20 protein-coding genes and 2 pseudogenes are annotated in these 23,524 nt (G+C 63.3%); 16 read left to right on the top strand and 6 right to left on the bottom strand.

Annotated features, from left to right (window positions below; genetic code table 11):
- Positions 1-125: 125 nt before the first annotated feature.
- A complete protein-coding gene (locus tag ACTJK6_RS17275; protein ID WP_232039236.1) occupies positions 126-1,118 on the bottom strand; it encodes a TRAP transporter substrate-binding protein in 993 nt (330 codons plus the stop codon).
- Positions 1,119-1,197: 79 nt separating this feature from the next.
- On the bottom strand, positions 1,198-3,213 hold the full coding sequence (locus ACTJK6_RS17270) for a glycoside hydrolase family 28 protein (RefSeq protein ID WP_440839645.1): 2,016 nt from the start codon (positions 3,211-3,213) through the stop codon (positions 1,198-1,200).
- Between the two features lie 673 nt (positions 3,214-3,886).
- On the opposite strand from ACTJK6_RS17270, the gene ACTJK6_RS17265 reads away from it, so the two are divergent.
- From ACTJK6_RS17265 to ACTJK6_RS17230, 8 genes are all read left to right on the top strand, one after another.
- Positions 3,887-6,178 carry a LamG-like jellyroll fold domain-containing protein gene (locus tag ACTJK6_RS17265; RefSeq protein WP_440839644.1) on the top strand — a complete coding sequence of 764 codons (2,292 nt, stop codon included), beginning with the start codon at positions 3,887-3,889 and terminating at the stop codon, positions 6,176-6,178.
- Positions 6,179-6,386: 208 nt separating this feature from the next.
- Positions 6,387-7,361 (top strand): MerR family transcriptional regulator, encoded by a 975-nt coding sequence (locus ACTJK6_RS17260; protein WP_316871626.1) that lies wholly within the window; start codon positions 6,387-6,389, stop codon positions 7,359-7,361.
- A gap of 98 nt (positions 7,362-7,459) precedes the next feature.
- A complete protein-coding gene (folE, locus tag ACTJK6_RS17255) occupies positions 7,460-8,188 on the top strand; it encodes a GTP cyclohydrolase I (RefSeq protein ID WP_232039240.1) in 729 nt (242 codons plus the stop codon).
- A 28-nt stretch (positions 8,189-8,216) separates the two neighbouring features.
- Positions 8,217-9,512: an NAD(P)/FAD-dependent oxidoreductase gene (locus ACTJK6_RS17250; protein ID WP_322018503.1), complete on the top strand. Its 1,296-nt coding sequence runs from the start codon at positions 8,217-8,219 to the stop codon at positions 9,510-9,512.
- Positions 9,509-10,276: a DUF1365 domain-containing protein gene (locus ACTJK6_RS17245; RefSeq protein ID WP_440839642.1), complete on the top strand. Its 768-nt coding sequence runs from the start codon at positions 9,509-9,511 to the stop codon at positions 10,274-10,276. Before ACTJK6_RS17250 ends, ACTJK6_RS17245 begins: the two co-directional genes overlap by 4 nt.
- Positions 10,273-11,472, top strand: coding sequence for a class I SAM-dependent methyltransferase (locus ACTJK6_RS17240; protein WP_440839641.1), 1,200 nt, complete (start codon positions 10,273-10,275; stop codon positions 11,470-11,472). Before ACTJK6_RS17245 ends, ACTJK6_RS17240 begins: the two co-directional genes overlap by 4 nt.
- A 2-nt stretch (positions 11,473-11,474) precedes the next feature.
- Complete coding sequence (locus ACTJK6_RS17235; protein WP_343621095.1) at positions 11,475-12,251, top strand: DUF1295 domain-containing protein; 777 nt, start codon at positions 11,475-11,477, stop codon at positions 12,249-12,251.
- A 31-nt stretch (positions 12,252-12,282) separates the two neighbouring features.
- Positions 12,283-13,383 (top strand): SAM-dependent methyltransferase, encoded by a 1,101-nt coding sequence (locus ACTJK6_RS17230; protein WP_440839640.1) that lies wholly within the window; start codon positions 12,283-12,285, stop codon positions 13,381-13,383.
- A gap of 23 nt (positions 13,384-13,406) precedes the next feature.
- Here ACTJK6_RS17230 and ACTJK6_RS17225 read toward each other — a convergent pair whose 3' ends face one another.
- Positions 13,407-13,937, bottom strand: coding sequence for a DUF2878 domain-containing protein (locus tag ACTJK6_RS17225; RefSeq protein WP_440839639.1), 531 nt, complete (start codon positions 13,935-13,937; stop codon positions 13,407-13,409).
- On the opposite strand from ACTJK6_RS17225, the gene ACTJK6_RS17220 reads away from it, so the two are divergent.
- Positions 13,926-14,558, top strand: a complete 633-nt coding sequence (locus ACTJK6_RS17220) for a lipocalin family protein (protein WP_232039247.1) — start codon at positions 13,926-13,928, stop codon at positions 14,556-14,558. The two genes, ACTJK6_RS17225 and ACTJK6_RS17220, sit on opposite strands and share 12 nt — an antisense overlap.
- A gap of 11 nt (positions 14,559-14,569) precedes the next feature.
- On the opposite strand, the gene ACTJK6_RS17215 is transcribed toward ACTJK6_RS17220, so the two are convergent.
- Positions 14,570-15,049 carry a chalcone isomerase family protein gene (locus ACTJK6_RS17215; protein WP_260803145.1) on the bottom strand — a complete coding sequence of 160 codons (480 nt, stop codon included), beginning with the start codon at positions 15,047-15,049 and terminating at the stop codon, positions 14,570-14,572.
- A gap of 410 nt (positions 15,050-15,459) precedes the next feature.
- On the opposite strand from ACTJK6_RS17215, the gene ACTJK6_RS17210 reads away from it, so the two are divergent.
- The 3 genes from ACTJK6_RS17210 to ACTJK6_RS17200 all read left to right on the top strand — a co-directional run bounded on the left by ACTJK6_RS17210 (position 15,460) and on the right by ACTJK6_RS17200 (position 18,657).
- A complete protein-coding gene (locus tag ACTJK6_RS17210; RefSeq protein ID WP_440839638.1) occupies positions 15,460-16,056 on the top strand; it encodes a lipocalin family protein in 597 nt (198 codons plus the stop codon).
- A gap of 77 nt (positions 16,057-16,133) precedes the next feature.
- Positions 16,134-17,675, top strand: coding sequence for a cryptochrome/photolyase family protein (locus ACTJK6_RS17205; protein ID WP_440839637.1), 1,542 nt, complete (start codon positions 16,134-16,136; stop codon positions 17,673-17,675).
- 49 nt (positions 17,676-17,724) lie between these two features.
- Positions 17,725-18,657 carry a TIGR01777 family oxidoreductase gene (locus ACTJK6_RS17200; protein ID WP_440839636.1) on the top strand — a complete coding sequence of 311 codons (933 nt, stop codon included), beginning with the start codon at positions 17,725-17,727 and terminating at the stop codon, positions 18,655-18,657.
- A 61-nt stretch (positions 18,658-18,718) separates the two neighbouring features.
- Here ACTJK6_RS17200 and ACTJK6_RS17195 read toward each other — a convergent pair.
- Positions 18,719-18,925: pseudogene (locus tag ACTJK6_RS17195) on the bottom strand (carbonic anhydrase); the annotation flags it as partial.
- 162 nt (positions 18,926-19,087) lie between these two features.
- Here ACTJK6_RS17195 and ACTJK6_RS17190 point away from each other — a divergent pair.
- From ACTJK6_RS17190 to ACTJK6_RS17175, 4 genes are all read left to right on the top strand, one after another.
- A complete protein-coding gene (locus ACTJK6_RS17190; protein ID WP_440839635.1) occupies positions 19,088-19,948 on the top strand; it encodes an alpha/beta hydrolase in 861 nt (286 codons plus the stop codon).
- A 184-nt stretch (positions 19,949-20,132) separates the two neighbouring features.
- Entirely contained in the window at positions 20,133-21,683 is a 1,551-nt protein-coding gene (locus ACTJK6_RS17185) for a deoxyribodipyrimidine photo-lyase/cryptochrome family protein (protein WP_440839634.1), read from the top strand.
- A gap of 8 nt (positions 21,684-21,691) precedes the next feature.
- A complete protein-coding gene (locus ACTJK6_RS17180) occupies positions 21,692-21,856 on the top strand; it encodes a DUF2256 domain-containing protein (RefSeq protein ID WP_440839633.1) in 165 nt (54 codons plus the stop codon).
- A complete protein-coding gene (locus ACTJK6_RS17175; protein ID WP_440839632.1) occupies positions 21,853-23,160 on the top strand; it encodes a DASH family cryptochrome in 1,308 nt (435 codons plus the stop codon). Before ACTJK6_RS17180 ends, ACTJK6_RS17175 begins: the two co-directional genes overlap by 4 nt.
- Before the next feature lie 136 nt (positions 23,161-23,296).
- Here ACTJK6_RS17175 and sdhB read toward each other — a convergent pair.
- A pseudogene (gene sdhB / locus ACTJK6_RS17170) lies at positions 23,297-23,524 on the bottom strand (succinate dehydrogenase iron-sulfur subunit); the annotation flags it as partial.

Below are 23,524 nucleotides of genomic sequence, written 5' to 3'. Positions count from 1 at the left end.
GGAGGGGAGCGCGGTATCGGAGGTGGGCAGGCGGGGCCGGTGTACCAACGGCATACATCGGGAGCCTGCCCGGCGTGGGGCCTGCGGGAAAGTCGCAGGCCCCACGCTTGAGCGGTGATGCAGGCTTACTTGGTGGCAACGATTGCGTTGACGATGTCCTTCATCTGCGGCGTGGTCTCGTACTTCGTCCAGATCGGCTGCATGGCCTTGACGAAGGCGGCACGGTCAACCTGCGAAGCCGGCACGATCGTGGCGTTGCCCTTGGTCACGGTTGCCGTGGCCGCCTGCTCGCGCGCGGTCCAGAGCTTGACGTAGTACGGCACGGAGTCGGCAGCAGCCTTGCGGATTGCGGCTTGCTCCTGCGGCGTCAGCGTGTCCCAGATTTTCTTGGAGAAGACGAGCACTTCCGGCGTCATCGCATGCTGCGTTTCGGAGTAGATCTGCGCGACTTCAAAGTGCTTGGTTTCTTCATACGACGGGATGTTGTTTTCCGCCGCATCCACCAGGCCCGTCTTCAGGCCGGTGTAGACCTCGCTGAACGGCATCGGCGTGGGTGTGCCGCCCATGGCCTTGATCTCGTCGACCATCAGGTCCGACGGCTGCACGCGGATCTTCACGCCCTTCATGTCGGCCGGCGTGTGGATGGCCTTCTTGGCATAGATCGAGCGCGCGCCGCTCTCATAGAACGTCAGGGCGACAAAGCCCTTGGCGGCAAACGCATCGAGGATCTTCTGGCCGACCGGGCCGTACATCACCTTGCGGAAATGGTCGATGTCGCGGAACAGGAAGGGCAGCGAGGGGATCACCGATTCCGGGACGATCTCGTTGAAGGCCGCGCCATTGGCGCGCACCATGTCGATGGCGCCGATGCGCACTTGGTCGATGGTGTCTTTCTCCGAGCCCAGCGCGCTGTTGCCGAACACCTTGACGGAGTCCTTGCCGTCAGTGGCCTTTTTGATCTCCTCACCCATGAACTTGACGGCCATGTTGGTGGGGTAGGTATCGCCGTGCACGTCGGCAACACGGAAAGTGCGCGCTTGCGCAGCGCCGCTTGCAAAGGCGGCCAGCAGTGCGGCGAACAGCAGGGAGGTACGAGCGATTGCGGTAGGGCGTTTCATGATGGATGGATGGGCAGCAGGGTCGGAATAAAAAGGCGCTGGCCAGCAGAACCAGCCAAGCGCGAAGGAGGCGGGTTGCTCAGCGGGCGTCGGTTACGGTGGTGTTGAAAGTCTGTCCACCGATCACGACGTTCTGCAGCGTGATGTCGTGCACGTTGTAGGCGTAGATCGGCCCCGGCGTAGTGGCGCTTGCCGGGCCTGCCGCCGTGGGCGTGCCGAAGTTGCAATTTGAGATCGTCACGCCAGTAATGGGCGGAACGGTGGGCACAGGCAGCGCGCCGTTGTAGTCGAACGCCACGGGGCCCTGCGCAACGATGGCCTGGAAGCACGAGCCCGTCAGGCCGCCGGTGGTGACGTTGCCGGCGGTTACGTTGGAGATGTTCACGTTCTGCACCAGTGCCGGCCGCGTACGAATGGCATCGGCTGCAGGCTGGTAATCGCAGTCGAACGTGATCAGGCCGCCTTGCGAAGCTGACGGGTTTGCTGCGGCCGCCGTCACCACGCCCAGCGGCACCGTGCTGTTGATCGGGCTGCCTGCCAGCATCTTGCTGCCGTAACCGGCACCGGTGAGGTTCACGCCGTTGGGCAGGCTCACGTTGGTGACATAGAAATTCTTCACGAACCCGCCACGGTTCATGTTCGTCTTGATGCGGATGGCGATGTTCAGCGAGTTTGTCGCCCAGAACTGGTTGAGCATCGCCAGGTTGCGCGCATAGATGTTTTGCACGCCGCCGCCCATTTCGCTGCCCAGCGTGATGCCGCCGTGGCCGCTGTTCATCGTGCAGTTCTGGATGACGTGGTCTTGCGCCGGGCCGTAGCCGCTGTCGAGGTTCTTGCCCGACTTGATGGCGATGCAGTCGTCGCCCGTGTTGAACGTGACGTTTTCGCACAGCACGTTGCTGCAGGCGTCGGGATCGAAGCCGTCGTTGTTGGGCCCGATGCTGTCGACCGTTACGCCACGGATGACCACGTTCGTGCAGTGCACCGGATGGTGCTGCCAGAACGGCGTGTTGACCGTGCGGTAGTTCTCCATCAGCACGTTGGTGCAGCCGATGAACTCCACCATGCTGGGGCGCAAGTAGTGACCGAGCCCGAAGATGCGCTTCTCAACCGGCACGCCGGCTTCGGACAGCGCGGGCAGATAGTTCTGGTCTTGCTGCCAGGGCGTTGCCGGATTGGTGAGCAGCGTATACAGCGCGCTCGGAATACCCGGCACCGCGGTCTGCAAGTCGACGTTGTTCGGGTTGCTGTAAGCCTGCGACGGCGTACTGGAGCTGGCGCAGCCATAGGCGCCGTTGGTGCCCTTGAAAGTCCACCAGCACGTGCTGGTGTTGCCCGTGCCGGCAAACGGTGTCATGGCCTGGCCGTTGAGCACCGAGGTCGCCCCTTCGCCCGTCAGCGCGATGTTGCTGGCGTTGCGTGCGTAGATGGGCGAGCCGTAATTCAGGCAATCGTCGGCCTGCCAACGGCTGTAGTAGAGCTTGCCGTTGGTGCCGCAATCGATCGGGCCATCCTTGGCGTAGTCGGCCGGATTGGCGCTGAAATAGATCGTGCAGTTGGCGCTGAGGTGAAAGTTGACGTTGCTCTGCAGCACGATCGGCCCGGCGCAATACCACGTGCCCGACGGCACCACCACGCGCCCGCCACCGGCTGCGTTGCATGCTGCAATGGCTGCCAGGAATGCCGGGCGCGAATCGAATGCGCCGGGCGCCTGCGTTGCGCTGGCGCCTGAACTGACGGGCGACTTGGTCGGGTCGGTGTAGGGGCTTGTTTGTGCGACAACGCTGCACGGCTGCGCGCCATACGCCTCGACCTGGAAATCAACTGCCGGGAACGCACTCTGCGCCACGCCCTTCAGCGACGAAATGATGGTGGTGGCCAAGCCGTTCGTGCCCCAGATCGGGTCCGCTTGCACAGGTGCGGTGGGCGTGGTGGCGACCGGTGCTGCGGCGTTGTCGGAGCCGCCGCCACAGGCGCTCACCAGCGCGCCCCCGACCACGGCACCGCCGTAACTCAGAAAGGCACGTCGCGACGGACTGTGCGGGGCGCGGGCATCAGATGCCTGCCGCCGCCGGTTACGGAAGGGCGCTGTCATTGGGTCTCCTCGTCGGTTTTTTGTCTGACGTGTCGACCCGGCAGGAGGCTGCTGAATCCGGGCACGTCTTTTGATATATCAGAATTTATTGATTGATATATTAGAGGTCAAGGGCGGGTTTTCCCGATCCCCACCAGCGGGGTACGGAGGGCGACGACAACTAGGTAACCCGCTCGGTGCGGCGTCGCATTGGGCTCGATGGCAACGTCTGCAGACATGCTGGGGCGACAACGGATCGTCCATCTGCCACCCGCTGCAGGTGCTGCTGCGGGCCGGGGCAGCGCATGGCAGCGCGGTATTGGCCTTCCCCGCACGGCATCAAACAGGCGCTCTGTTTCGGGGTATCGAATTGCGATTTGATCCAATCGCGATTGAATGTGTACGACTTAAAGAAACGCCCCTGTCACACATCATTCCTACCATGCGAGTGCCAATCGATGTGACCGATTCATTTCATGAATCGCAGGCAATAAAAAGAGCATCGAACGCATTCGCGATCTGAGGATTTTTGAGAATGTTGTTTCTCGGGGACTCAGTGCGGTTGATCTGTGTCGATGAGAATTGCGGCTTTTCAGGCATCACTTCATTTCCCTTCGAGCGTTGGACCAACCCTGCGAATTGCGGCGGCAATCGCTTTGCCTTCTGGGTAGCCTAAAACGTAACGGAGAGAACCATGTCAATGAAAAGTGGGGCCGATCAACAGCAGCTGACGCTGGATGATCTGGCCGCTGTTCCTGAGCTGAAGCGCCGGCAATTGCTGCACATGATGCTGGCTTCGACGGCGGTCGGACTGTCGGGCGTGCTGAGCGGGTGCGGTGGCGGCGATTCGCCGGACGCCTCACCGGGTTCAACGGGCACCCCGCCAAGTGCGGGCGATCCGGGCACCGGAACGACGACACCAAAGCTGGTGTCGTCATTCACGCTGGCGGCCTTGCCGGATACGCAATTTTATCCGCGCTATGCATCTGCGAAAATGGGCGGGTTGTATCAAAAGAATTATCCGACCATCAATCCGCAATTCGACAATCCATTCAAGGCGCAGACGCAATGGATTGCCCAAAATGCAAAAGCGCTGAAGCTGGCATTTACCACGCACCTTGGCGATATTGTCGACCAGTCCTGGTATTACACGTCTGAAGGTTCGGCGCCGTGGAGTGCAAGCACAGATCTGCTGAGCAATAGCCAACTCACCAACGGCACGGTGACCAAAGAATGGGAGCTGGCGAGCCAGGCGATGCGGGTGCTGGAAAAGGCCAACTGCAATTATTCGATCTGCGCGGGCAACCACGACGTTGGCGCCATCGGCTCGTCGATGCAATGGGGGCCTGACTGGGGCGTTGGCGTCTCGGGCTTTGACAACACCGATGGGTACCAAGATGGCGGCAGCCACCGGCAAGGGTTGGTGGAGCCATATCTGAAGGTGTTTCCGACCGCGCGTGCACAACGGCAGCCAACCTTCGGCGGCCGCCATGGCTCGGGCTTTCACGAGTACCACGTCTTCAACGCGGAAGGGAATCAGTTCCTGGTGCTGTCGATGTCGTGGCGCGCTTCGGACGATGCGATTGCGTGGGCCAACTGGGTCATCGCAAAGAACCCCGGCATTCCGGTCATCCTGATTTGCCACCAGCTTGCGGGCATTGGCCCGGACGCTGTTACGGCAGCCGATACGGCGTATTCGAATTACCTGTGGGACAAGCTGATCAAGAATAACGACCAGATTTTCATGGCCGTATCTGGTCACTACCACGGGTCGTGCAAGATGACGAAAAAGAACGCGGCCGGCAACGACGTCATCTTCATGGTCGTCGATTATCAGATGGCGTATATGGGCGGCAATGGCCTGATGCGCTTGTACGAATTCGATCTGACGAACAACAAGATCATCGCCAGTTCGTTCTCGCCGTGGGTGCCGGTCAAGCCGGAAGCGAGCCTGAATCAGTTCGATTCGGCATGGCTGACGGCGGATAACCAGAACTTCTCGATCGACATCGATTTTGCCAAGCGCTTTGCCGGCTTCAACCCCGCCTTCAAGGCGGCAGCCGGCTCGGTGCCGGGTAGCCTGACGGATGTCGCCAAGGGGCTGATCCTGGCGAACTATCACAACCCGCCGCAGGAAGCGGGCAAGCCGGCGTCCGGCCCGAACGACTACCCGGTGGTACCGAACACGCTGGCGCACTGGCGCTTCTACAACACGGCCGCTGCGGAAGGCCAGGCGCTGTCGCCGTACCAACCGGGCTTCCAGATCAAGGACGCCTCCGTGCCGGGCGATGCCACGGCGGGCGCGAATCCCATTTCGCTCAACACGTGGATGGGTGGTCAGCCCGGCGACCTGGTGTGGTCGAAGGATCATCACCCGCTGTCTTCCGCTCCGGGCAGCCTGCAGTTCAAGAACGCCACCCAGACGAGGTCTTCGTATTTCACGACCGATACGACTTCGCCGTTGAACGTACAAACGTTTGCCAATGGCTACACCATCGAGGCGTTCGTGAAGATCGACTCGGCCTGGACCGCCCAGAACAACGCGTGGATGGGCATTCTCTACCGGCTTGGCGCGCGCAGCGCAGCCACTGGCGTGTCATGGCCGGGCGATGTCGACCAGGGCGACACAATGGCGATGTTCGCGTTTTCCAACCTGATGGAGTTCCAGTGGGAGGTCATCCCGACCGATAACACCGAGAACCTGGCGTGCTGGTCCGGCGGTGTCTCGGCCGGGCAATGGCTGCACGTTGCCATCGTCAACGATGGAAAGGGCAGTACGACGATGTACGTGGAAGGCGCGCCCATTCTGCGCAACAACAGCGGGATGGACGGCATCCGCTACGTGGCGAGCAACCAGCAGATGGCAATCGGTTGCGCGCAGTACGGTGGCAGCATGGGCAATGGTTTCTTCGGCAGTCTCGGGGAGATGCGGATTGTGGGCGCCCCGCTGCAACCAACTCAGTGGTTGACGGCACGCGCTTCGTAACGTGAGGGCGGCTCCCGCCGAAGCGGTTTGGCGGGAGCGCGGCTGGAGCCCGCCCGTGTGGCCGCTGCGCGATCTGTTCGTCCACACCGGAATAGCGATTCAATTCCGACTCATTTGTGCGCAAGACACGCATTTTGCGCTTCATTTCATTGACGATGTCGGCGGCACAGCGTTTCATGTCAGCAAAGCAGCTTGCTTGGAGACGCACGTGCCACACGAAGACAACGCAGCGCCGATGTACCGAAGCGGAACGGCCGCCCGCATGGCCAAGATGCCTGTATCCACGCTCCGTGTGTGGGAGCAGCGCTATGGCGTGATTTCGCCCACCAAATCACAGTCCGGCCAGCGGTTGTACTCGAGCGAGGACGTCAAGCGCCTTGCCCTTCTGCGCTCGCTCGTCAACCAGGGGCACGCGATCGGCGCCATTGCGCATGCAGACAGCACCGAGCTCCAGCAGTTGCTGGACGCCTCGCTCGCTGCTGAAGCACCGGCGCTCGCGCCGGCCACCGCCGCAATTTCGCTTTCCGTCTGTGGCACGTTGCTGGCGGAGCGCGTCCGGCGCAGAAAAAGCACGCTGGTGTCGCTTGGGATCGAGCCCGTCATCGAATTGCCCGCGCTGGACGCCGAGGCCCAGCTTGAGTCACCGCCGAGCACAGATGCGTTGATCGCCGAAGCCGCGTCCCTGCATCCGGAAACGGCGGAAGCCTTATTGGCGCTGGCGCGGCGGTGCGGTGCCAGCGCCGTCGGGGTGATCTACAGCTTCGGCACGGTGCGCGCCACCGACATGCTGCGCGCGGCCGGCGTGCGGCTGTATCGGGAGCCCAATGCGCACGGTGAGCTTGACCAGGTTCTGCAAGAACTGGCGCAGCTCGTGCGTGTGGACGCGGTCTACGGAAAGCTCGAACCGTTGCGACGCAATGCGCGCAGGTTCACAGACCGGCAGTTGGAGATCTTTGCCAACGCCTCGCAGACGCTTGCCTGCGAGTGCCCGCGGCACCTTGTCGGGCTGATTCGCCAGCTCGATGCATTCGAGCGTTTCAGCGATGGCTGTGCGGTGCGGTCTTCGCTTGATGAACAACTGCACCGCTATCTCGGGGATGTCGCCAACCGCGCCCGGTTGATGCTCGAAGACGCCATGGAATTCGCAATCCGGGCGGAATCGCTGCATCCACCAGCAGGTTAGCCACGTATATACCGTATGCGTCCCATCCGCCTCGCTCGGGAGCTTGCCTGAGGCGGCATGGGCAGCGACAGCACCGCCGAATTTTCGGAGCAACTTCAATGAAACTGACTTTGGATCCGCCCGGGTTTGCCGGTGCGGCTGGCAGCGTGCCGCTTTCTGTCCGGATTCGTGAGCGGTTGATGAGCGCCGGCCACCGCTTTCACGCCAATGACAACATCGCGGCCTACCTGCGCGATGGTGAACTGGATCTCCTGCAGGCCGAGGTTGAGGAGCGCCTGCAAGCCGTGCTGCGTGCGCTGGTCATCGATGTCGAGCAAGACCACAACAGCCGGGAGACGGCTCGCCGCGTCGCCAAGATGTTCGTGCGCGAGGTATTTGCGGGGCGCTACGTCGAGGCCCCCGAAGTGACCGCGTTTCCGAATGCGGAGCGGCTCAACGAACTCATGGTGGTGGGGCCGTTGCGCGTGCGCAGCGCCTGCTCTCACCATCTGTGCCCGGTCATGGGGCGTGCGTGGGTTGGTGTCATGCCGCACAAAGACTCCCAGTTGATCGGGCTGTCCAAGTACGCCCGGCTGATCGACTGGGTCATGAGCCGCCCCCAGATCCAGGAAGAAGCCATCAAGCAGATTGCCGACTTGCTGGAAGACCGCATGGCGCCTGATGGCCTGGCGGTCGTGCTGGAGGCGGAACACTACTGCATGCACTGGCGCGGCACGAAGGACGACGGATCGCGCATGGTGAGCAGCGTGATGCGCGGGGTGTTTCTGACCGATCCCAGCTTGCGGCGCGAGTTTCTTGCGCTGCTGCCCGGCCGCACCGGCGATTGAGCGCCAAGCCACACTAAGAGGCATCGCCTTGAACATTCTTCAGTTTCCTGCAAAGCGCATTGCCGTGGTCGGCTCCGGTATCTCGGGGCTCGCGGCTGCGCATTTTCTTGCGAAGCGGCACGCCGTGACGCTGTTCGAGGCCGCCCCTCGGCTTGGCGGGCATACCAATACAGTCGATATTGAAGAAGGCGGGCAAGTCTTCGGTGTCGACACCGGCTTTCTGGTCTTCAACGCGCGCACGTATCCCAACCTCATCGCGCTGTTTGACGAGCTTGGCGTTGCCCATTGCGAGAGCGACATGTCGTTCAGCGTGTCGGTTGACGGCGGGGCGCTGGAATGGGCCGGCACCAGCCTGAGTACGGTCTTTGCCCAGCCGCGCAACTTGGTGTCGGCGCGGTTTCTGTCGATGCTGGGCGACATCCTGCGCTTCAACCGGCAAGCCCACGCCAATCTGGCGGCGGCGCGCAACGAGCGCCACAGCCTGGGCGCGCTGCTTGCCGCCGGCCGCTATGGCGAGCCGTTCTGTGCGCATTACCTGTTGCCGATGGCGGCGGCAATCTGGTCCACGCCCAGTCGCGACATCCTGGCTTTTCCGGCGGAAACCTTTCTGCGGTTTTGCCTGAACCACGGCTTGCTGCAGATTTTCAACCGGCCGCGTTGGCGCACCGTCAAAGGCGGGGCACGCAGCTATGTCCACACGATTGCGCGCGGGCTGGCAGACGTGCGCGTCGGCACGCCGGTACGCGGCATCCACCGTGCGGCGGACCACGTCGACGTGCGGACCGATTCCGGCAGCGAGCGCTATGACGCCGTCGTGCTTGCCACGCACGCGCCCCAGACGCTGCGTCTGCTCGACGATCCCACGGACGACGAGCGCGCCGTGCTGGGCGCCTTCCGTTATCAGCCCAACACTGCCTTCCTGCACCGCGATACCCGCCTGCTTCCGCGTCGGCGGCGCGTGTGGTCGGCGTGGAATTATCTCGATGCCTCGCGGGCGGGCACAACGGGCGCGGCGCCGTGCGTCAGCTATCTGCTGAACCAGTTGCAACCGCTGCCGGTGTCGACGCCGGTGGTCGTGACCTTGAATCCGTCCGAACCGCCCGCGCCCGAGCTGGAGTATCAGCGCTTCGAATATGAGCACCCGGTGTTCGATCAGCCGGCCATTGACGCGCAGGCCCGCTTGCCGGAGTTGCAAGGTCGCGGCCACACCTGGTTTGCAGGCGCCTGGACGGGGTACGGCTTCCATGAAGACGGGCTGAAGTCTGCCCTGCGCGTGGTGGCGGATTTTGGCTGCGCTCCCGCCTGGGCGCAGGTGGCGCCATGAACGGCGACGCGCAGCTTCTCGTCGGCCAGGTCATGCACCGCCGCCTGCGGCCGGTGGCCAACCGCTTTGTCTACCCGGTGTTTGCCGTGCGCGTGAAGCTCTCGGCGCTGGGGCGACTGACGGGCGCGTGGTTTGGCGTGGACTGCTTGCGGCCGCTGTCGTTGCGCGTGCGTGACTATGGCCCGCGGGACGGCACGGATCTGCTCGCCTGGATACGTGGCGTGCTGAGCAGCGCGGGTTTGCCTGCCGATGGCGAGGTCTGGTTGCAGACCTTTCCGCGCATTGCCGGCTGGATGTTCAATCCCGTCTCGTTCTGGTATTGCCACGACGCGGCCGGCACGCTGCGCGCCGTGCTGGCTGAGGTCAACAACACCTTCGGGCAGCACCACCGTTACCTGCTGTGCGCGCAGGACGGCGGGGCCATCGACGCACAGACCGTGCTGACGTGCCGCAAGCAGTTGCATGTCTCGCCCTTCTGCAGGGTCGAGGGCGGTTATCGGTTCCGCTTTACCGAGACGGCGGCAACCGCGCTGGTGCGCATCGATTACCACGACCACGACGGTCTCTTGCTGCATACCGCCATCGGCGGATGGCTGCAGCCGTTTGATGCGGCTCACCTGCGCCGTGCGTTGCTGCGGCAGCCGTTGCTTGCGCTGCAGGTTATCTGTCGCATCCATTGGCAGGCCCTGCGCTTGTGGGTCAAGGGCGTGCCGTTCTTTGGCCGTGGTGCCCACGACAGAACTTCTCCGGAGAATTCCCGATGACAGCCTCGCGCTCCCTGGCCTGGGTGCCGCCTCATGTTCCTGCGGCCGGCCGGCTGTTCCTGGCACTGGCCGGTCGGTTGCGGCACGGCTTCCTTCATCTTGTCACGCCCGACGGCGATGTGCAGATCGGCGATGCCGCGTCGCCGCTGTCGGCCGAGCTGCGCATTACCGACTGGCGCGCGTGCGGGCGCATCCTGCGCAGCGGCGATGTGGGGTTTGCCGAGGCCTATCGTGACGGATGGATCGACACGGGCAACCTCGCCAACCTGCTGCGCCTGGCCATCGTCAATGCCGCCACGCTTGATCAGGCGATCTTCGGTCATGCGCTGGCGCGTTCCGTCCTTCGCTTGCGCCACCTGCTGCGCAGGAACAGCCGTCGCGGCAGTCGCCGCAACATCCACTTGCATTACGACCTCGGCAACGATTTCTATCGGCTGTGGTTGGACGAGGGCATGGCATATTCGTCTGCATGGTTCAACGGCAACCTGCGGCAGGGGTTGGCAGACGCCCAGGCCGCCAAGTACCGGCGCGTGTGCGATCTGCTCAAGGTGGGGCCCGGCATGGATGTGCTGGAAATCGGCTGCGGATGGGGCGGCCTGATGGAAATGGCCTGCGCGCGCGGTGCCCATGTTCACGGCATCACGCTCTCGGAAGAACAGCGACGCTACACGGCCGAGCGCCTGGCCGACGAGCCACGCGCCCGCGTTGAACTGCGCGACTACCGAGACCTGGACGGTGCTTACGATGCCATCGCCTCCATCGAGATGTTCGAGGCGGTGGGCGAATCTTATTGGTCGACCTACTTTCAGACGCTGGTGCGCTGCTTGCGGCATGGCGGGCGGGCCCTGGTGCAGAGCATCACCATCGACGAGGCGCACTTCGAGCGGTACCGCGCCGGCACCGATTTCATTCAGCAGTTCATCTTCCCGGGCGGCATGTTGCCCAGCCGCGAGCGCTTTATCAGGCTGGCGGAGCAGCACGGCTTGCGACTGGTCGACCGCCTCGACTTCGGTCGCGACTACGCAGAGACGCTGCGCCGCTGGAGCCAGCGTTTCGAAGCCCGGTTGGAATCTGCGCGCGCACTCGGATTCGACGAGCCCTTCATCCGCATCTGGCGCCTGTACTTCGCGTATTGCGAGGCCGGCTTTGACGAGGGCCGGATCGGCGTGTCGCAGTTTCTGCTGGAGCGGGGGTGACCATGTCGGCGATCGGCGTCGCACTCGTTGCGCTGGTGTTCCTGGTGGCCGTGTTCAGCGCCGTATGGGCGTGGCAGTTGCGCAGTGGGAACGCCGGCATGGTCGACCCTGTCTGGGCGTTTTCGCTGGGCATGGTGGCATTGCTTTACGCGTGGTTGGGTACGGGGTCGCTGCTCGCGCGCGTGTTGGTCGGGGTAGGCGGCGCAGTGTGGGGCGCGCGCCTTGGCTGGCACTTGTGGCGCCGCAATGCGGGCAAGCCGGAAGACGCGCGCTACCGGAAATTGCGCGAGGAGTGGGGCACTGCCGCACCGCGAAACATGTTTGGCTTCTTCCAATTGCAGGCGGCGGTATCGATGTTCCTGTCGATCGCGTTTGCCGTGCCGAGTTACCGGCCCGATGCACCGAGTGTGCTTGCCATGGCGGCCGCTGTGGCCCTGTGGCTGATGGCGGTAACCGGCGAAGCCCTGGCCGACAGGCAACTGCGCAGCTTTGCGGCGGACCCGGCAAACCGGGGCAAGACCTGCCGGGTGGGGCTGTGGCGCTATTCGCGGCACCCGAACTATTTCTTTGAATGCGTGCACTGGCTGGCCTACGTGCCGTTGGCGATCGGCACGCCGTGGGCATGGCTCACGCTGTTGCCGCCGGTGGCCATGGCATGGCTGCTTGTAAAGGTCTCGGGCGTTCCCATGCTCGAAGCCCATATGCGCGCCACGCGCGACGACTATGCCGAATACGCCCGCACAACGAGCGTGTTGATTCCCTGGCCGCCGCGCCACTGATGTACAGACATACAGACCCAAGGAGCCTCACATGACTGCGCTGTCCACGCCGACCATACCGCCGCAGGCCGCGGCCGACGCCAGCGACGGCTGGCTTATCCAATGCTGCGAGCGCGGTTGGCTGCCGGATGTGCTGGTGCGTGCCGGCATGCGCGCCCTGATGCGCCAGCGTTTGCAAGATGAAGGCCTTCATGACGGCGAACTGCGTTCACGGCGCTTCAACGCGCTACTGGATGAGTTGCACGGCAGCCCCATCGCAATTGAGACAGACGCGGCCAACACGCAGCACTATGAATTGCCACCCGCATTCTTCGAGGCCCATCTGGGGCCGCAGTTGAAGTATTCCTGCGCGCTATACCCGAGCGGCAATGAAACGCTGGCCGAGGCGGAAGAGGCCATGTTTGCCTGCTATGCCGAACGCGCCAGCCTGGCCGACGGGCAGTGCATTCTGGACCTGGGCTGCGGCTGGGGATCGCTGTCGTTGTGGATGGCCAAGCGCTATCCCAACGCACGCATTGTGGCGTTGTCCAATTCGCGCGGTCAGCGCATCTGGATCGAGGCCCGGGCTGCCGAGCGCGGGCTGACGAATCTCAGCGTGCACACCGGAAACATCGTCGATTTCGATTTTGCAGACATGCCCGCGGGTGGCCGCTTTGACCGCGTCGTGTCGATCGAAATGTTCGAGCACATGAAGAACTACGGCCTGTTGCTGGGCAAGATTGCTCGCTGGATGCGACCGGATGCGGTGCTGTTCGTGCACATCTTTGCGCATCGCACGCTGGCGTATCACTTTCAGGTGCAGGACGGCACCGACTGGATGTCGAAGTACTTCTTCACCGGCGGCACCATGCCATCCGAAGCGCTGCTGCTGCATTTCCAGGAAGACCTGCGCGTGGCGCGGCAGTGGTGGGTCAGTGGCGCGCACTACGCGCGCACGGCGGACCATTGGCTGGCCAATCTTGACGCGGCCCGTGGCAGGTTGATGCCGGTGTTCGTGCAGACCTATGGCGAGCGCCAGGCCGCCGTGTGGTTTCAGCGGTGGCGCATGTTCTATCTGGCGGTGTCGACCTTGTTCGGCTATGCCGGCGGCAACGAGTGGGGCGTGGCGCATTACCGGTTCGTCAAGCGCTAGCTGAACGCCGGCCGCCGTGGCCGTCAGGGCAGGCTGCCGGTTCCGTCGCTGCGCTCGCCCATCCATACCAGGAGCGGCATCCATACCGCCCACCCGATGGCCAACACGCCCAGCGTGGTGGTCAGATCGGGAATGAGCGCCGCTCCAAGTGCCGCTCCCGCACGAAACGACAGAGGGCCGGCAATAGCACCCAGCGCCATGGCCAGCCACCACCTGCCGCGCAGCCAACGAAAGAGGACATTCACTTGGATCGCGAACAGCACCCACAGCGCCAGCAGCCAGGGCGGTACGAACCCGGCCCACACGGCCCCGTGCGGATAGACGATGACACCGGTGCGTATCAGCAGGGTTTCCCACGGCGCCGCGAGCACCACCACCCACATCACGAGCCGCAGTTCCTGGTATGGCCGGTGGGCTTGCCGCAGATGAAGCGCCAGCAGCGCAGCGACAAAAACGATGCCGACCCACGCGGCATCGCGCGCGGCACTCAGCACGCAGACAAACCAGCCGGCTTGTCCGGCTACCGTATAGAGGAGAGCACGATGAGAACGCATCAAAGAGGCCACCGTTGGCTCACCCTGTCAGGTTGGGCACGTCGTTTGGCGGTGTTCACGCTGGCCATCGCCAGTGCCGCCTGCTCCAGCCCACCCCCGAATCCCAACCCACGGGCTGCCGTGCCGCTGAAGACCGTACCGGTTGATCTGCCGCGCTACATGGGGCGCTGGTATGTCATCGCCAACATTCCGTACTTTGGTGAGCGCGGCAATGTCGGCAGCTATGCCGAATGGTCCCTGCGGCCCGATGGCCGTATTGACGACGCCTATGTCTACCGGCCGGGCAGTTTCGATGCCCCCTTCAAACGCATGCAGTTCGTTGATTCGGTGGTGGAGGGCAGCGGCGGTGGCGAGTGGCGCGTGCGTTTGTTCTGGCCGATCTACGTGTCGCAACTGACGCTGTATGTCGATCCGGAATACCGGGTGACGCTGCTCGGCTATCCAGACAAGAGCCTCGGCTGGGTGTTCTCGCGCGACCCCAACATGAGCGATGCCGACTATCGCGCAGCACTGAGCCGTTTCGACGCGATGGGATATGACATTTCGCGCTTCCGGCGTGTGCCGCAAGTGCCGAGCCAGATTGGGCAACCGGGCTTCCAATCGCCGGGAGATGCCAACTAGCCTTGCGTGCGTCAACGTGACTTGCCCAGAAGATGACGACGCAGGGACGGAGCGCGCGTGCCGGGTGCCAGCCAGATATCGAAGAAGGCACGCGCGAAGGCCGGATCGTCCACCTCGGTCGTCAATTGTCCATTGGCGTAGAAGCGTGCACCGCGCCCGGGCAAATACACGCCGCACAAGGTGTCGCCCGGCCTGACATCGGGGAAGGCGGGGGTCATTGCACGCTGCCATTGCGCGAGGGTGTCATCGGACGGGACGGGCGCCTGGAGTCTGCGGATCTCGTCGATGGCGGTCTCGATGAGGCGGCTGCGTTCGATCGCGCGCCGATACGTCACCTCCAAGGCAAAGGGCGCGTTATAGCTGGGCGGGAGTTCTGCGGTCCATAGTTGTGCATCGTAGAGGCAGAATCCGAAAAGGCACAGCGCGCCCTTGCCGGAGAGTTGCGGCGCGGGCACCGTGTCGCGGCAGTCGGCCCACGCTCCAACGCTCATGAGCGTGCAAAGCGTGAGGATCAGGGCTCGGACGGCGTGAATGCGTTGGGCTGGCATATCGCGAGGGCATGCTTACAGGTGGGTCAAGCGGCGGACTGTCGGCTTCCAAAGTCTACTGACGCAGCGTATGACACGGAAACGCTCGCACCAAGTTTTCTTGATGCAAATCCTGCTCACGATTGACATTGCTGAGCACCACCGGGATTGCGGCTGCGTGAGCTGGCATGCCAACTCAAAGCATGTTCATTGGCGGAAATGAGCCGCTTGTTCTGCTGCATTTCGTTGACGGGCTGCGCTGCGCAGCGTTTCATGTCGCAAGTAGCGGCATTCACTCTAAGGGGACTCGAATGGCAGATGCGTTGACAACCGCATTTCAATTCGCGAAGCGCGCAGGGCTGCATGGCGGGGGCATGTTCAAGCAGATCGGCGTTGTTCTGCGGGCGGCAGCATTGTCCACAGTGCGTGCGCGCCTGCACTGGCTGGCTCCGCTGCTTGCAGGGGCATTCCTGGCAGGTTGTGCGCCAACCAGCCCGCCAGAAGGCATCACGGCCGTCACGCCGTTCGATCTTCAACGCTACCAGGGGCGCTGGTACGAGCAGGCCAGGCTCGATCATTCTTTTGAGCGAGGCTTGACCGATGTCTCGGCCACGTACCAGCCGCAGCCCGATGGCAGCGTTCGCGTGGTCAATCGTGGCTTTGATCCTGCCAAGGGTGAATGGCGTGAGGCGGTTGGCAGGGCCCTGTTCGTGGGCGACCACGATACCGGTTCGCTGAAGGTGTCATTCTTCGGTCCGTTCTACGGCGGTTACCACGTGGCGGCGCTCGATCCAGGCTATCGCTGGGCCCTGGTTGTCGGGCCGGACCGCAGCTACTGCTGGGTGCTGACACGCGACAAGCATCTCGACCCCGCACAGCGTGACGCGATCTTTGCGCGTGCGCGTGCGCTGGGCATTGACACGTCCGCGCTGATCTCCGTGTCACACGAGCGGCAGGATCCGTCCAAGTAGCGGCGAGGGCGCATGCACCACACCAAGAGCGAGCACGCAGCGCAAGACCGTGGCGCCATGTTCCGGCGGGCAATGACATGAACCAGAGCGCAAAGACGATCCGGCTGGTGCTGGGCGATCAGCTCAACCCGCAGCATTCGTGGTTTGCGCGTGTGGATCACGACGTGATCTATGTGCTGATGGAGGTGCGGCAAGAAACCGATTACGTGCTGCATCACGCGCAGAAGATCCTCGCCATCTTTGCAGCCATGCGCGATTTTGCACAGGGGCTGCGGGCCGGCGGCCATCGGGTTCGCTATGTGGCGATCGACGATGAAAGCAACCGCCAGTCCCTGACCGAGAATCTTGCCGCATTGGCCAGACACTACGGTGCCGAGCGCGTGGAGTGGCAATCCCCCGATGAGTGGCGCTTGGATGCGCAGTTGCGCGAATGGGCCCAAACGCAGCCGCTATCCACGTGCGAAGTCGACACAGAACACTTCCTCACGGGCAGGCATGATCTGGCCACCATGTTTGCAGGCCGCAAGCAGTGGCTGATGGAGCGGTTCTATCGTGAGATGCGCCGCCGCTTCAACGTGCTGCTCGACGACACGGGCGGGCCGGAAAGCGGGCAATGGAATTTTGATCATGACAACCGCAAGCCATGGCGTGGCACGCCCCCCGAACCTGCCGACGCGCGCCCCGTGCATGACCACCAGGCGTTGTGGCTCACGGTGGAACGCTGCGGTGTGAAGTCGTTCGGCGACCCGCAGGCCGGTGAGTTTCGGTGGCCCGTGAACCGCACGGAAGCGCTGGCTTGCCTTGACGCATTTATCGAACAGACGCTGCCGCATTTTGGCGATTTTGAAGACGCCATGAGCAGCAGCCACCAGCGGCTATTCCACTCGCTGCTGTCGTTTTCCCTCAACGTGAAGATGCTGAATCCGCGCGAGGTGATCGCCCGCGCAGAGGCAGCGTATCGGCATGGCAGGGCGCCGTTGCCTGCAGTGGAGGGGTTCGTTCGCCAGATACTGGGCTGGAGGGAATATGTACGCGGCATCTATTGGGCGCAGATGCCCGGATACGCGTCGTGCAACGTGCTGAATCATGATGCGCCGTTGCCCTCGTGGTTCTGGAGCGGAAAGACGCAGATGCGCTGCCTGCAACTGGCGATTGGCCAGTCGCTGCAAACGGCCCACGCCCATCACATTCAGCGCCTCATGGTGATCGGCAACTTCGCCTTGCTGGCGGGGCTCTCACCCGACGAGGTCCACCGCTGGTATCTCGGTGTGTACATCGACGCATTCGAATGGGTGGAGCTGCCGAATACGGTGGGAATGAGCCAGTGGGCAGACGGCGGTCGCATTGCCACCAAGCCGTATGTCAGCAGTGCCGCTTACCTTTCGCGCATGAGCGATTACTGCAAGGGCTGCCACTACGACAGCAAGCAGCGTGTCGGAGAGCGCGCCTGCCCTTACAACGCGTTGTACTGGGATTTCTTCGCACGCCATATTGACGTGTTCGGCCGCAATCCGCGCCTGGCCATGGTGTATCGGCAACTCGCCAAGATGGAAGCCGAGGAGCGCGATGCCCTGCGCACACGTGCAGCCCAAGTGCGAGCGCGGCTCGAAACGTTATGACGGATGCGACGGCCTGCGCGGCTCAACTGCAATCAGGAGACCAACCATCGTGCGCATCTTGTTGACTGGCGGAACCGGATTGATCGGGCGGGCGCTTTGCCGCCAGTGGCGTGCGCAGGGCCACGATCTGGTTGTCTGGAGCCGCTCGCCTGAACGGGTAGCTCGGTTGTGTGCGGGTGCACACGGTGTGGCAACGCTGCGTGAGCTGGATGACGCCCCGCCGTTTGATGCGGTCATCAATCTGGCCGGCGCACCGATTGCCGATCGCCCATGGACGGTTCAGCGTCGGAAGGTTCTATGGCGCAGCCGTGTCGACCTGACACGGGAGCTCGTGGATTGGCTGAGCCGTTGCGAGCAACGGCCTCGCGTGCTTGTTTCCGGATCCGCCACCGGTTGGTATGGAGATCGAGGGCAGGCGCCCCTGGATGAAGACAGCCACCCGGGCGAGCACGACTTTGGCAGTCAACTCTGCGTCGCATGGGAAGACGAAGCCCGCCGCGCGGAGGGGCTGGGTATGCGCGTCGTATTTCTGCGCACGGCGCCCGTGCTGGCGCGTGACGGCGGCATGTTGCCGAGGCTGCGTCTGCCGTTCAGCATGGGACTTGGCGGACGGCTCGGCAGTGGCCAGCAGTGGATGCCGTGGATCCATCTTGACGACGTGGTCGGCCTGATCGATTTCCTCTTGCATCGCACCGATTGCCGCGGCGCCTTCAATGCATGTGCGCCGCATCTTGTCAGAAATGCGGACTTTGCCGGCACGCTGGCGACTACGCTGCGCCGGCCGATGCTCTCGTCTGTTCCCGCGTGGACATTGCGCATGGCGCTAGGCGAAATGTCAGTGTTGCTGCTGGGCAGCCAGCACTTGCAACCCAAGAAAGCGATGGAGGCCGGCTATCGATTTCGCTTTCCGCATCTGGAAGCGGCATTGGGTTGCCTGTTGGGGCGCGAGAAACATCCCGCTACCCGGCGCCCCGCAGAATGACCTGCAGAGGAGGGCATTGCGCCCGCAGCGCATAGCCGGCTACCGACCCGAGCCCGAGAGCTCTGGGCTGTCTTCGTCGGGGGATGGGGGATTCGGCCAACCCCGCAAAGCGGCGTGTTGCGCCAACGAGCGCATCGATGCCGCCCGTTTCGATGTCATACACCCCGCCGTACAGATTCATACGGCCCTGCTTGAGCATCAGTGCCACAGATGGGTGCGTGCGCAGGTTGGCTGGCTGTGCGATCACGTTTTCGCGAACCATCCTGGACATTGCATCCAACGCGCACGGGTGTGCGTATATTTTCCAGCGCTCTGTCTTGAACTCAACCTGTATGTGCCTGCACTTGATTCATATCTCATCGAGCATGGGCGGCGTTGACCGCTACCCGTGCGTTTGCCCGGCATTTTTTTGGCTGCAAGGAGGAAGTCGATGCGTGGCGTAACCCGCCGAGCATGGATGGCAACTGCGTTGGCGAGCCTCGCAGGGTGTTCCGCCCTGGACGTGCTCAACGCAGTGACCAAGTCCGACGCAAGCGTGCCGACGCTGGGTCTGGCCTATGGTCCACACCCGCGCCAGAGATTGGATATCTATCGACCCGTCCGGCCGATGGAAGGGCCGCCCCGTGCGGTTGTGTTCTTCTACGGCGGGTCGTGGCGCGAGGGAGACCGCAAGGACTACGCATTCGTGGGTGAAGCATTGGCCGCAACTGGGGCGATTGCGATGGTTGCCGACTACCGGCTGTATCCGGAAGTGCGCTACCCCGACTTCCTGCTGGACTGCGCAGCCGCCACGGCTTTCGCGCGGCGGTGGCTGGATCGGCAGGGCCATGCCGGCTCGCGCTTGTTCGTCGCCGGGCATAGCGCGGGCGCCTACAACGCTGCGATGGTGGCGACCGATGGTCGCTGGCTCGAAGCGCAGGGTCTGCGCATCGAAACGCTATCGGGCTGGATCGGTATGGCCGGCCCCTACAACTTCCTTCCGATTCAAGCAACCGATGTGTTGCCCGTGTTCAATCATCCGAACGAAACAGCGGATAGCCAGCCGCTGTTCCATGTAAGCCAGGGGTGGCTCCCTCCAGCTTTGCTGCTCACTGGGGAGCACGATGCGTACGTTGATGTCCGGCGAAATACGCTGTCGCTTGCCGAACGCCTGATGCAGTATCGGCACCCGGTGGAACTCAAGGTCTACCCGCAGCTGGACCATAAGACACTCGTGGCCGCGCTGGCTTCGCCGCTGCAGTTTCTGGGGCCTGTGCTGTCAGATATGGCGCGCTTCGTGGCCACTGCCTGAGCGCGCGCGGCGCAGCTGCACATGATTAGGCGCGAAATGCATCTTCAACGGTGTGCCCCGCTGATTGAATCGGGGATGCGTTGAAAATTCGCGCCCGGCCGGCTATGTCACATGTTGATTGCGGGCCCGTCATCCATATACTCGGTCGGGCCGATCAAGCTGCGCTGTCAGTTGCCGAAGATCAATGAACTACACCGTCGTCTGGTTCAAGCGTGACTTGCGGGTGCACGACCATGCCCCGCTTGTCCATGCCGCCCGCCAGGGAAAGGTCCTGTGTCTGTACGTCATCGAGCCCAGCCTTTGGGCTCAGCCGGACGCCGCATCGCAGCACTATTTCTTTATCCAGGAATGTTTGCGGGATCTCTCGCAACAGTTGCGTGCGTGCGGCGCACGGTTGCAGGTGGCCGTGGGCGAAGTGACAGAAGTGTTGGCGCGGCTGCATGCAGCGGCGCCTTTCAGCCACCTGGTGTCTCACGAAGAGACGGGCAATGGTCATACATTCGCGCGCGACAAAGCCGTCGCCCGTTGGTGCCTTGATCACGGTGTTAACTGGCGCGAGTGGCCCCAGCATGGGGTGGTGCGGCGCCTGCCGACCCGGGACGTCTGGCACGACCGCTGGGCCGAACACATGTACGCGCCGTGCGTGGCCGCGCCCGAAGCGGGCAGCTTGAGTGATCTTGCCCTGCCATGGAAGACGATGGATTGGCCTGGGTGCGAGGCACTTGGCTTGGATGCCTCTTCGCCACCGCGCCGCCAGCGCGGCGGACGAGCGCGCGGCGCAGAGGTACTGCGCGAATTCCTGTCCGAGCGAAGCCGCCACTATCGAGGCGGAATCTCCTCACCTTTGACGGCGCCAAGCGCGTGCTCGCGACTTTCCCCTTACTTGGCATACGGATGCCTGAGCATGCGTGAAGTGGTGCAGGGCACCGAGCAACGCCTGCTCCAGCTCAAGGGCAACGCAGACGACGATGCGGTGTGGCAGCGTAAGGGGCTGTCTGCGTTTGTCAGTCGCCTGCATTGGCATTGCCACTTCATCCAGAAACTGGAATCTGAACCCGCCATCGAGTTCTGCAATCTGCACCGCGGCTACGACGGCCTGCGCGAAGCGGGATGGAACGCGGCGCACTTTGCTGCTCTGATAGCTGGGCGCACCGGCTGGCCGATGGTGGATGCCTGTGTGGCCATGCTGAGAGAAACCGGTTGGATCAACTTTCGCATGCGGGCCATGCTTGTCTCCGTTGCTTCCTACCCGTTATGGTTGCACTGGCGGCCGGTGGGCCTCTGGCTGGCCCGGCAGTTCATCGATTACGAGCCGGGAATCCACTGGAGCCAGATGCAGATGCAAGCCGGCACCACCGGCATCAACACCACTCGGGTCTACAACCCCATCAAACAAGCGCAGGATCAAGACCCCCATGGCCGTTTTGTCAGGCGCTGGGTGCCAGCGCTGCGTCGCGTGCCCGATGCATGGCTCCTGCAGCCGTGGCGTATGCCCCCCGATGTGCAGGCCCGCTGTGGCGTGCGGGTTGGGGAGGACATCCCTGTTCCGCTGGTCGATCTTGATGCGGCTACGCGGCAGGCCAAGACGCGCGTGTATGCGCTGCGCGCCCGGCCGGAGGTTCGGGCCGCCAATGACGTTATCGTGAAGAGGCACGCCTCCCGCTCGCGCCGGGACCGTGTTGACACCCCCCGCGGGAAAGGGGCCACGTACTCGCAGCTCAGTCTCGACTTTTGAATCCGTCGATGCACAAGAAGCTGAATCTGCCGAGCAAGCACTGCGTGCACTGCGGCTTGCCGTTCACGTGGCGCAAGAAGTGGGCAAGGGACTGGGGTGCGGTCAAGTACTGCTCCGAGCGTTGCCGCAAAGACGCCAAGCAAGGCAAGGCACGCGATGGAGAGGCGCGTTGAGTACCGTCCTGTTCTGGTTTCGCAACGATCTACGGCTGCATGATCAGCGGGCACTGCGTGCAGCGTGCGAGAGCGGGGCCGGGCATCTCGTACCGGTGTACTGCCATGCCGACTACGACGAGCCGACGCCCTGGGGTTTCGCACGCGTGGGCGTGCACCGTCGGGCCGTGCTTGCGGCAGCTGTCCGGGATCTGAGGCGCCAGTTGGCCGATCTCGGCAACCCCCTGGTCGAGTGCTGCGGCCCGCCAGGAAAGGTCCTGCCCGCATTGGCGCGTGCTATGGGTGCCACGGCTGTGTTTTGCGAAGACATCGCCGCACCATACGAGCAGGCGGAAGTGGCCGAACTGCGAAGTGCGGGACTGCATGTGCACACGGTCTGGCAGAGCAGTCTGATTGATCCGCTTGGCCTGCCTTGGCCCGTTCAATCGCTGCCGCGAGTGTTCACAACGTTCAGGCAAGCGATCGAGCAAGCGCGGATCGAACCGTCGCAGCCTCTGCCTCCGCCGGCCTACCTTCCGCCACAGCCGCCTGGTCTCGTCTTTCCGCCTGGCCTGGTGCGTGGGCCTGCTCCCGATGCAGCCGAAGTGTCGGCGGCGGATTCGCGCTCGTCGTTTCCGTATGGCAGGCCGGAGTTTGATGGAGGTGAGAGGGCGGGCCTTCAGCACCTTGCCAATTACCTGCAGCGCAAGCTGCCTCATACGTACAAGCGCACACGCAACGCCTTGGCGGGGCTGGACTTCTCAAGCAAGTGGTCTGTGTGGCTGGCCAGCGGCGCGTTGTCGCCGCGGCGCGTGGTGGCGGAGCTGCGGCAGTTCGAACAGTTGCACGGCAAGAGTGACGGCAGCTATTGGCTGTGGTTCGAGTTGCTATGGCGAGACTACTTTCGCTTCCTGCATCTTCAGCATGGCGCGCGACTCTACCGCGCACGCGGGCTCTCCGATCAACCGCAGCATGCCGGGCGCCTCGATGCCCAGGGTTTCGAGCGCTGGCGTCGTGCATCGACTGGGGAACCGCTTGTCGATGCGGCGATGCGCGAACTTGAGGCCACCGGGTACCTTAGCAACAGGCTCAGGCAGGTGGTCGCCAGCTACCTCGTGCATGACCTGAAAGGCGACTGGCGCGCAGGTGCCGCGTGGTTCGAATCGCAACTCGTGGACTACGACGTCTACAGCAATCAGGGCAATTGGTTGTATATCGCGGGGCGCGGCACAGACCCACGTGGCGGCAGGCGATTCAACCCCCGGAAGGAAGCCTCCGAGTACGACCCCGAAGGGGCTTATCTGCGCCTATGGGCGGCGCGATAGTTCTCCCTCTAGCTGCCGCCGGAGGGCGGCTGAACGGCGCGCCGGAAAAAGGCTGAAGGCAACTTGGGCGCCGTGGCGCTTGTGCGCGAGCACTGGTGTTTGTGAGTGGCTCAGATGAGTCTGAACCACTGCGCGCTCACACCGCGCGGCGCACCATCAATTCCTTGATCTTGCCGATGGCCTTGGTCGGGTTCAGACCCTTCGGGCACACATCGACGCAGTTCATGATCGTGTGGCAGCGGAAGAGGCGGTACGGATCTTCCAGGTTGTCCAGACGCTCGCTGGTAGCCTGATCGCGGCTGTCGGCGATGAAACGATACGCCTGCAGCAGACCGGCGGGGCCAACGAACTTGTCCGGGTTCCA

The organism is Ralstonia sp. 22086 (genome assembly GCF_052045975.1).
GTDB lineage: Bacteria > Pseudomonadota > Gammaproteobacteria > Burkholderiales > Burkholderiaceae > Ralstonia > Ralstonia wenshanensis.
This window is presented reverse-complemented; position numbering and strand designations above follow the sequence as displayed.

Excerpts from the sequence above, each read along its gene's own strand:
- ACTJK6_RS17275 (WP_232039236.1), bottom strand. The coding sequence starts at position 1,118 with ATGAAACGCCCTACCGCAATCGCTCGTACCTCCCTGCTGTTCGCCGCA.
- ACTJK6_RS17270 (WP_440839645.1), bottom strand. The coding sequence starts at position 3,213 with ATGACAGCGCCCTTCCGTAACCGGCGGCGGCAGGCATCTGATGCCCGC.
- ACTJK6_RS17265 (WP_440839644.1), top strand. The coding sequence starts at position 3,887 with ATGTCAATGAAAAGTGGGGCCGATCAACAGCAGCTGACGCTGGATGAT.
- folE (WP_232039240.1), top strand. The coding sequence starts at position 7,460 with ATGAAACTGACTTTGGATCCGCCCGGGTTTGCCGGTGCGGCTGGCAGC.
- ACTJK6_RS17245 (WP_440839642.1), top strand. The coding sequence starts at position 9,509 with ATGAACGGCGACGCGCAGCTTCTCGTCGGCCAGGTCATGCACCGCCGC.
- ACTJK6_RS17240 (WP_440839641.1), top strand. The coding sequence starts at position 10,273 with ATGACAGCCTCGCGCTCCCTGGCCTGGGTGCCGCCTCATGTTCCTGCG.
- ACTJK6_RS17235 (WP_343621095.1), top strand. The coding sequence starts at position 11,475 with ATGTCGGCGATCGGCGTCGCACTCGTTGCGCTGGTGTTCCTGGTGGCC.
- ACTJK6_RS17230 (WP_440839640.1), top strand. The coding sequence starts at position 12,283 with ATGACTGCGCTGTCCACGCCGACCATACCGCCGCAGGCCGCGGCCGAC.
- ACTJK6_RS17220 (WP_232039247.1), top strand. The coding sequence starts at position 13,926 with ATGAGAACGCATCAAAGAGGCCACCGTTGGCTCACCCTGTCAGGTTGG.
- ACTJK6_RS17225 (WP_440839639.1), bottom strand. The coding sequence starts at position 13,937 with ATGCGTTCTCATCGTGCTCTCCTCTATACGGTAGCCGGACAAGCCGGC.
- ACTJK6_RS17215 (WP_260803145.1), bottom strand. The coding sequence starts at position 15,049 with ATGAGCGTTGGAGCGTGGGCCGACTGCCGCGACACGGTGCCCGCGCCG.
- ACTJK6_RS17210 (WP_440839638.1), top strand. The coding sequence starts at position 15,460 with ATGTTCAAGCAGATCGGCGTTGTTCTGCGGGCGGCAGCATTGTCCACA.
- ACTJK6_RS17205 (WP_440839637.1), top strand. The coding sequence starts at position 16,134 with ATGAACCAGAGCGCAAAGACGATCCGGCTGGTGCTGGGCGATCAGCTC.
- ACTJK6_RS17190 (WP_440839635.1), top strand. The coding sequence starts at position 19,088 with ATGCGTGGCGTAACCCGCCGAGCATGGATGGCAACTGCGTTGGCGAGC.
- ACTJK6_RS17185 (WP_440839634.1), top strand. The coding sequence starts at position 20,133 with ATGAACTACACCGTCGTCTGGTTCAAGCGTGACTTGCGGGTGCACGAC.
- ACTJK6_RS17180 (WP_440839633.1), top strand. The coding sequence starts at position 21,692 with ATGCACAAGAAGCTGAATCTGCCGAGCAAGCACTGCGTGCACTGCGGC.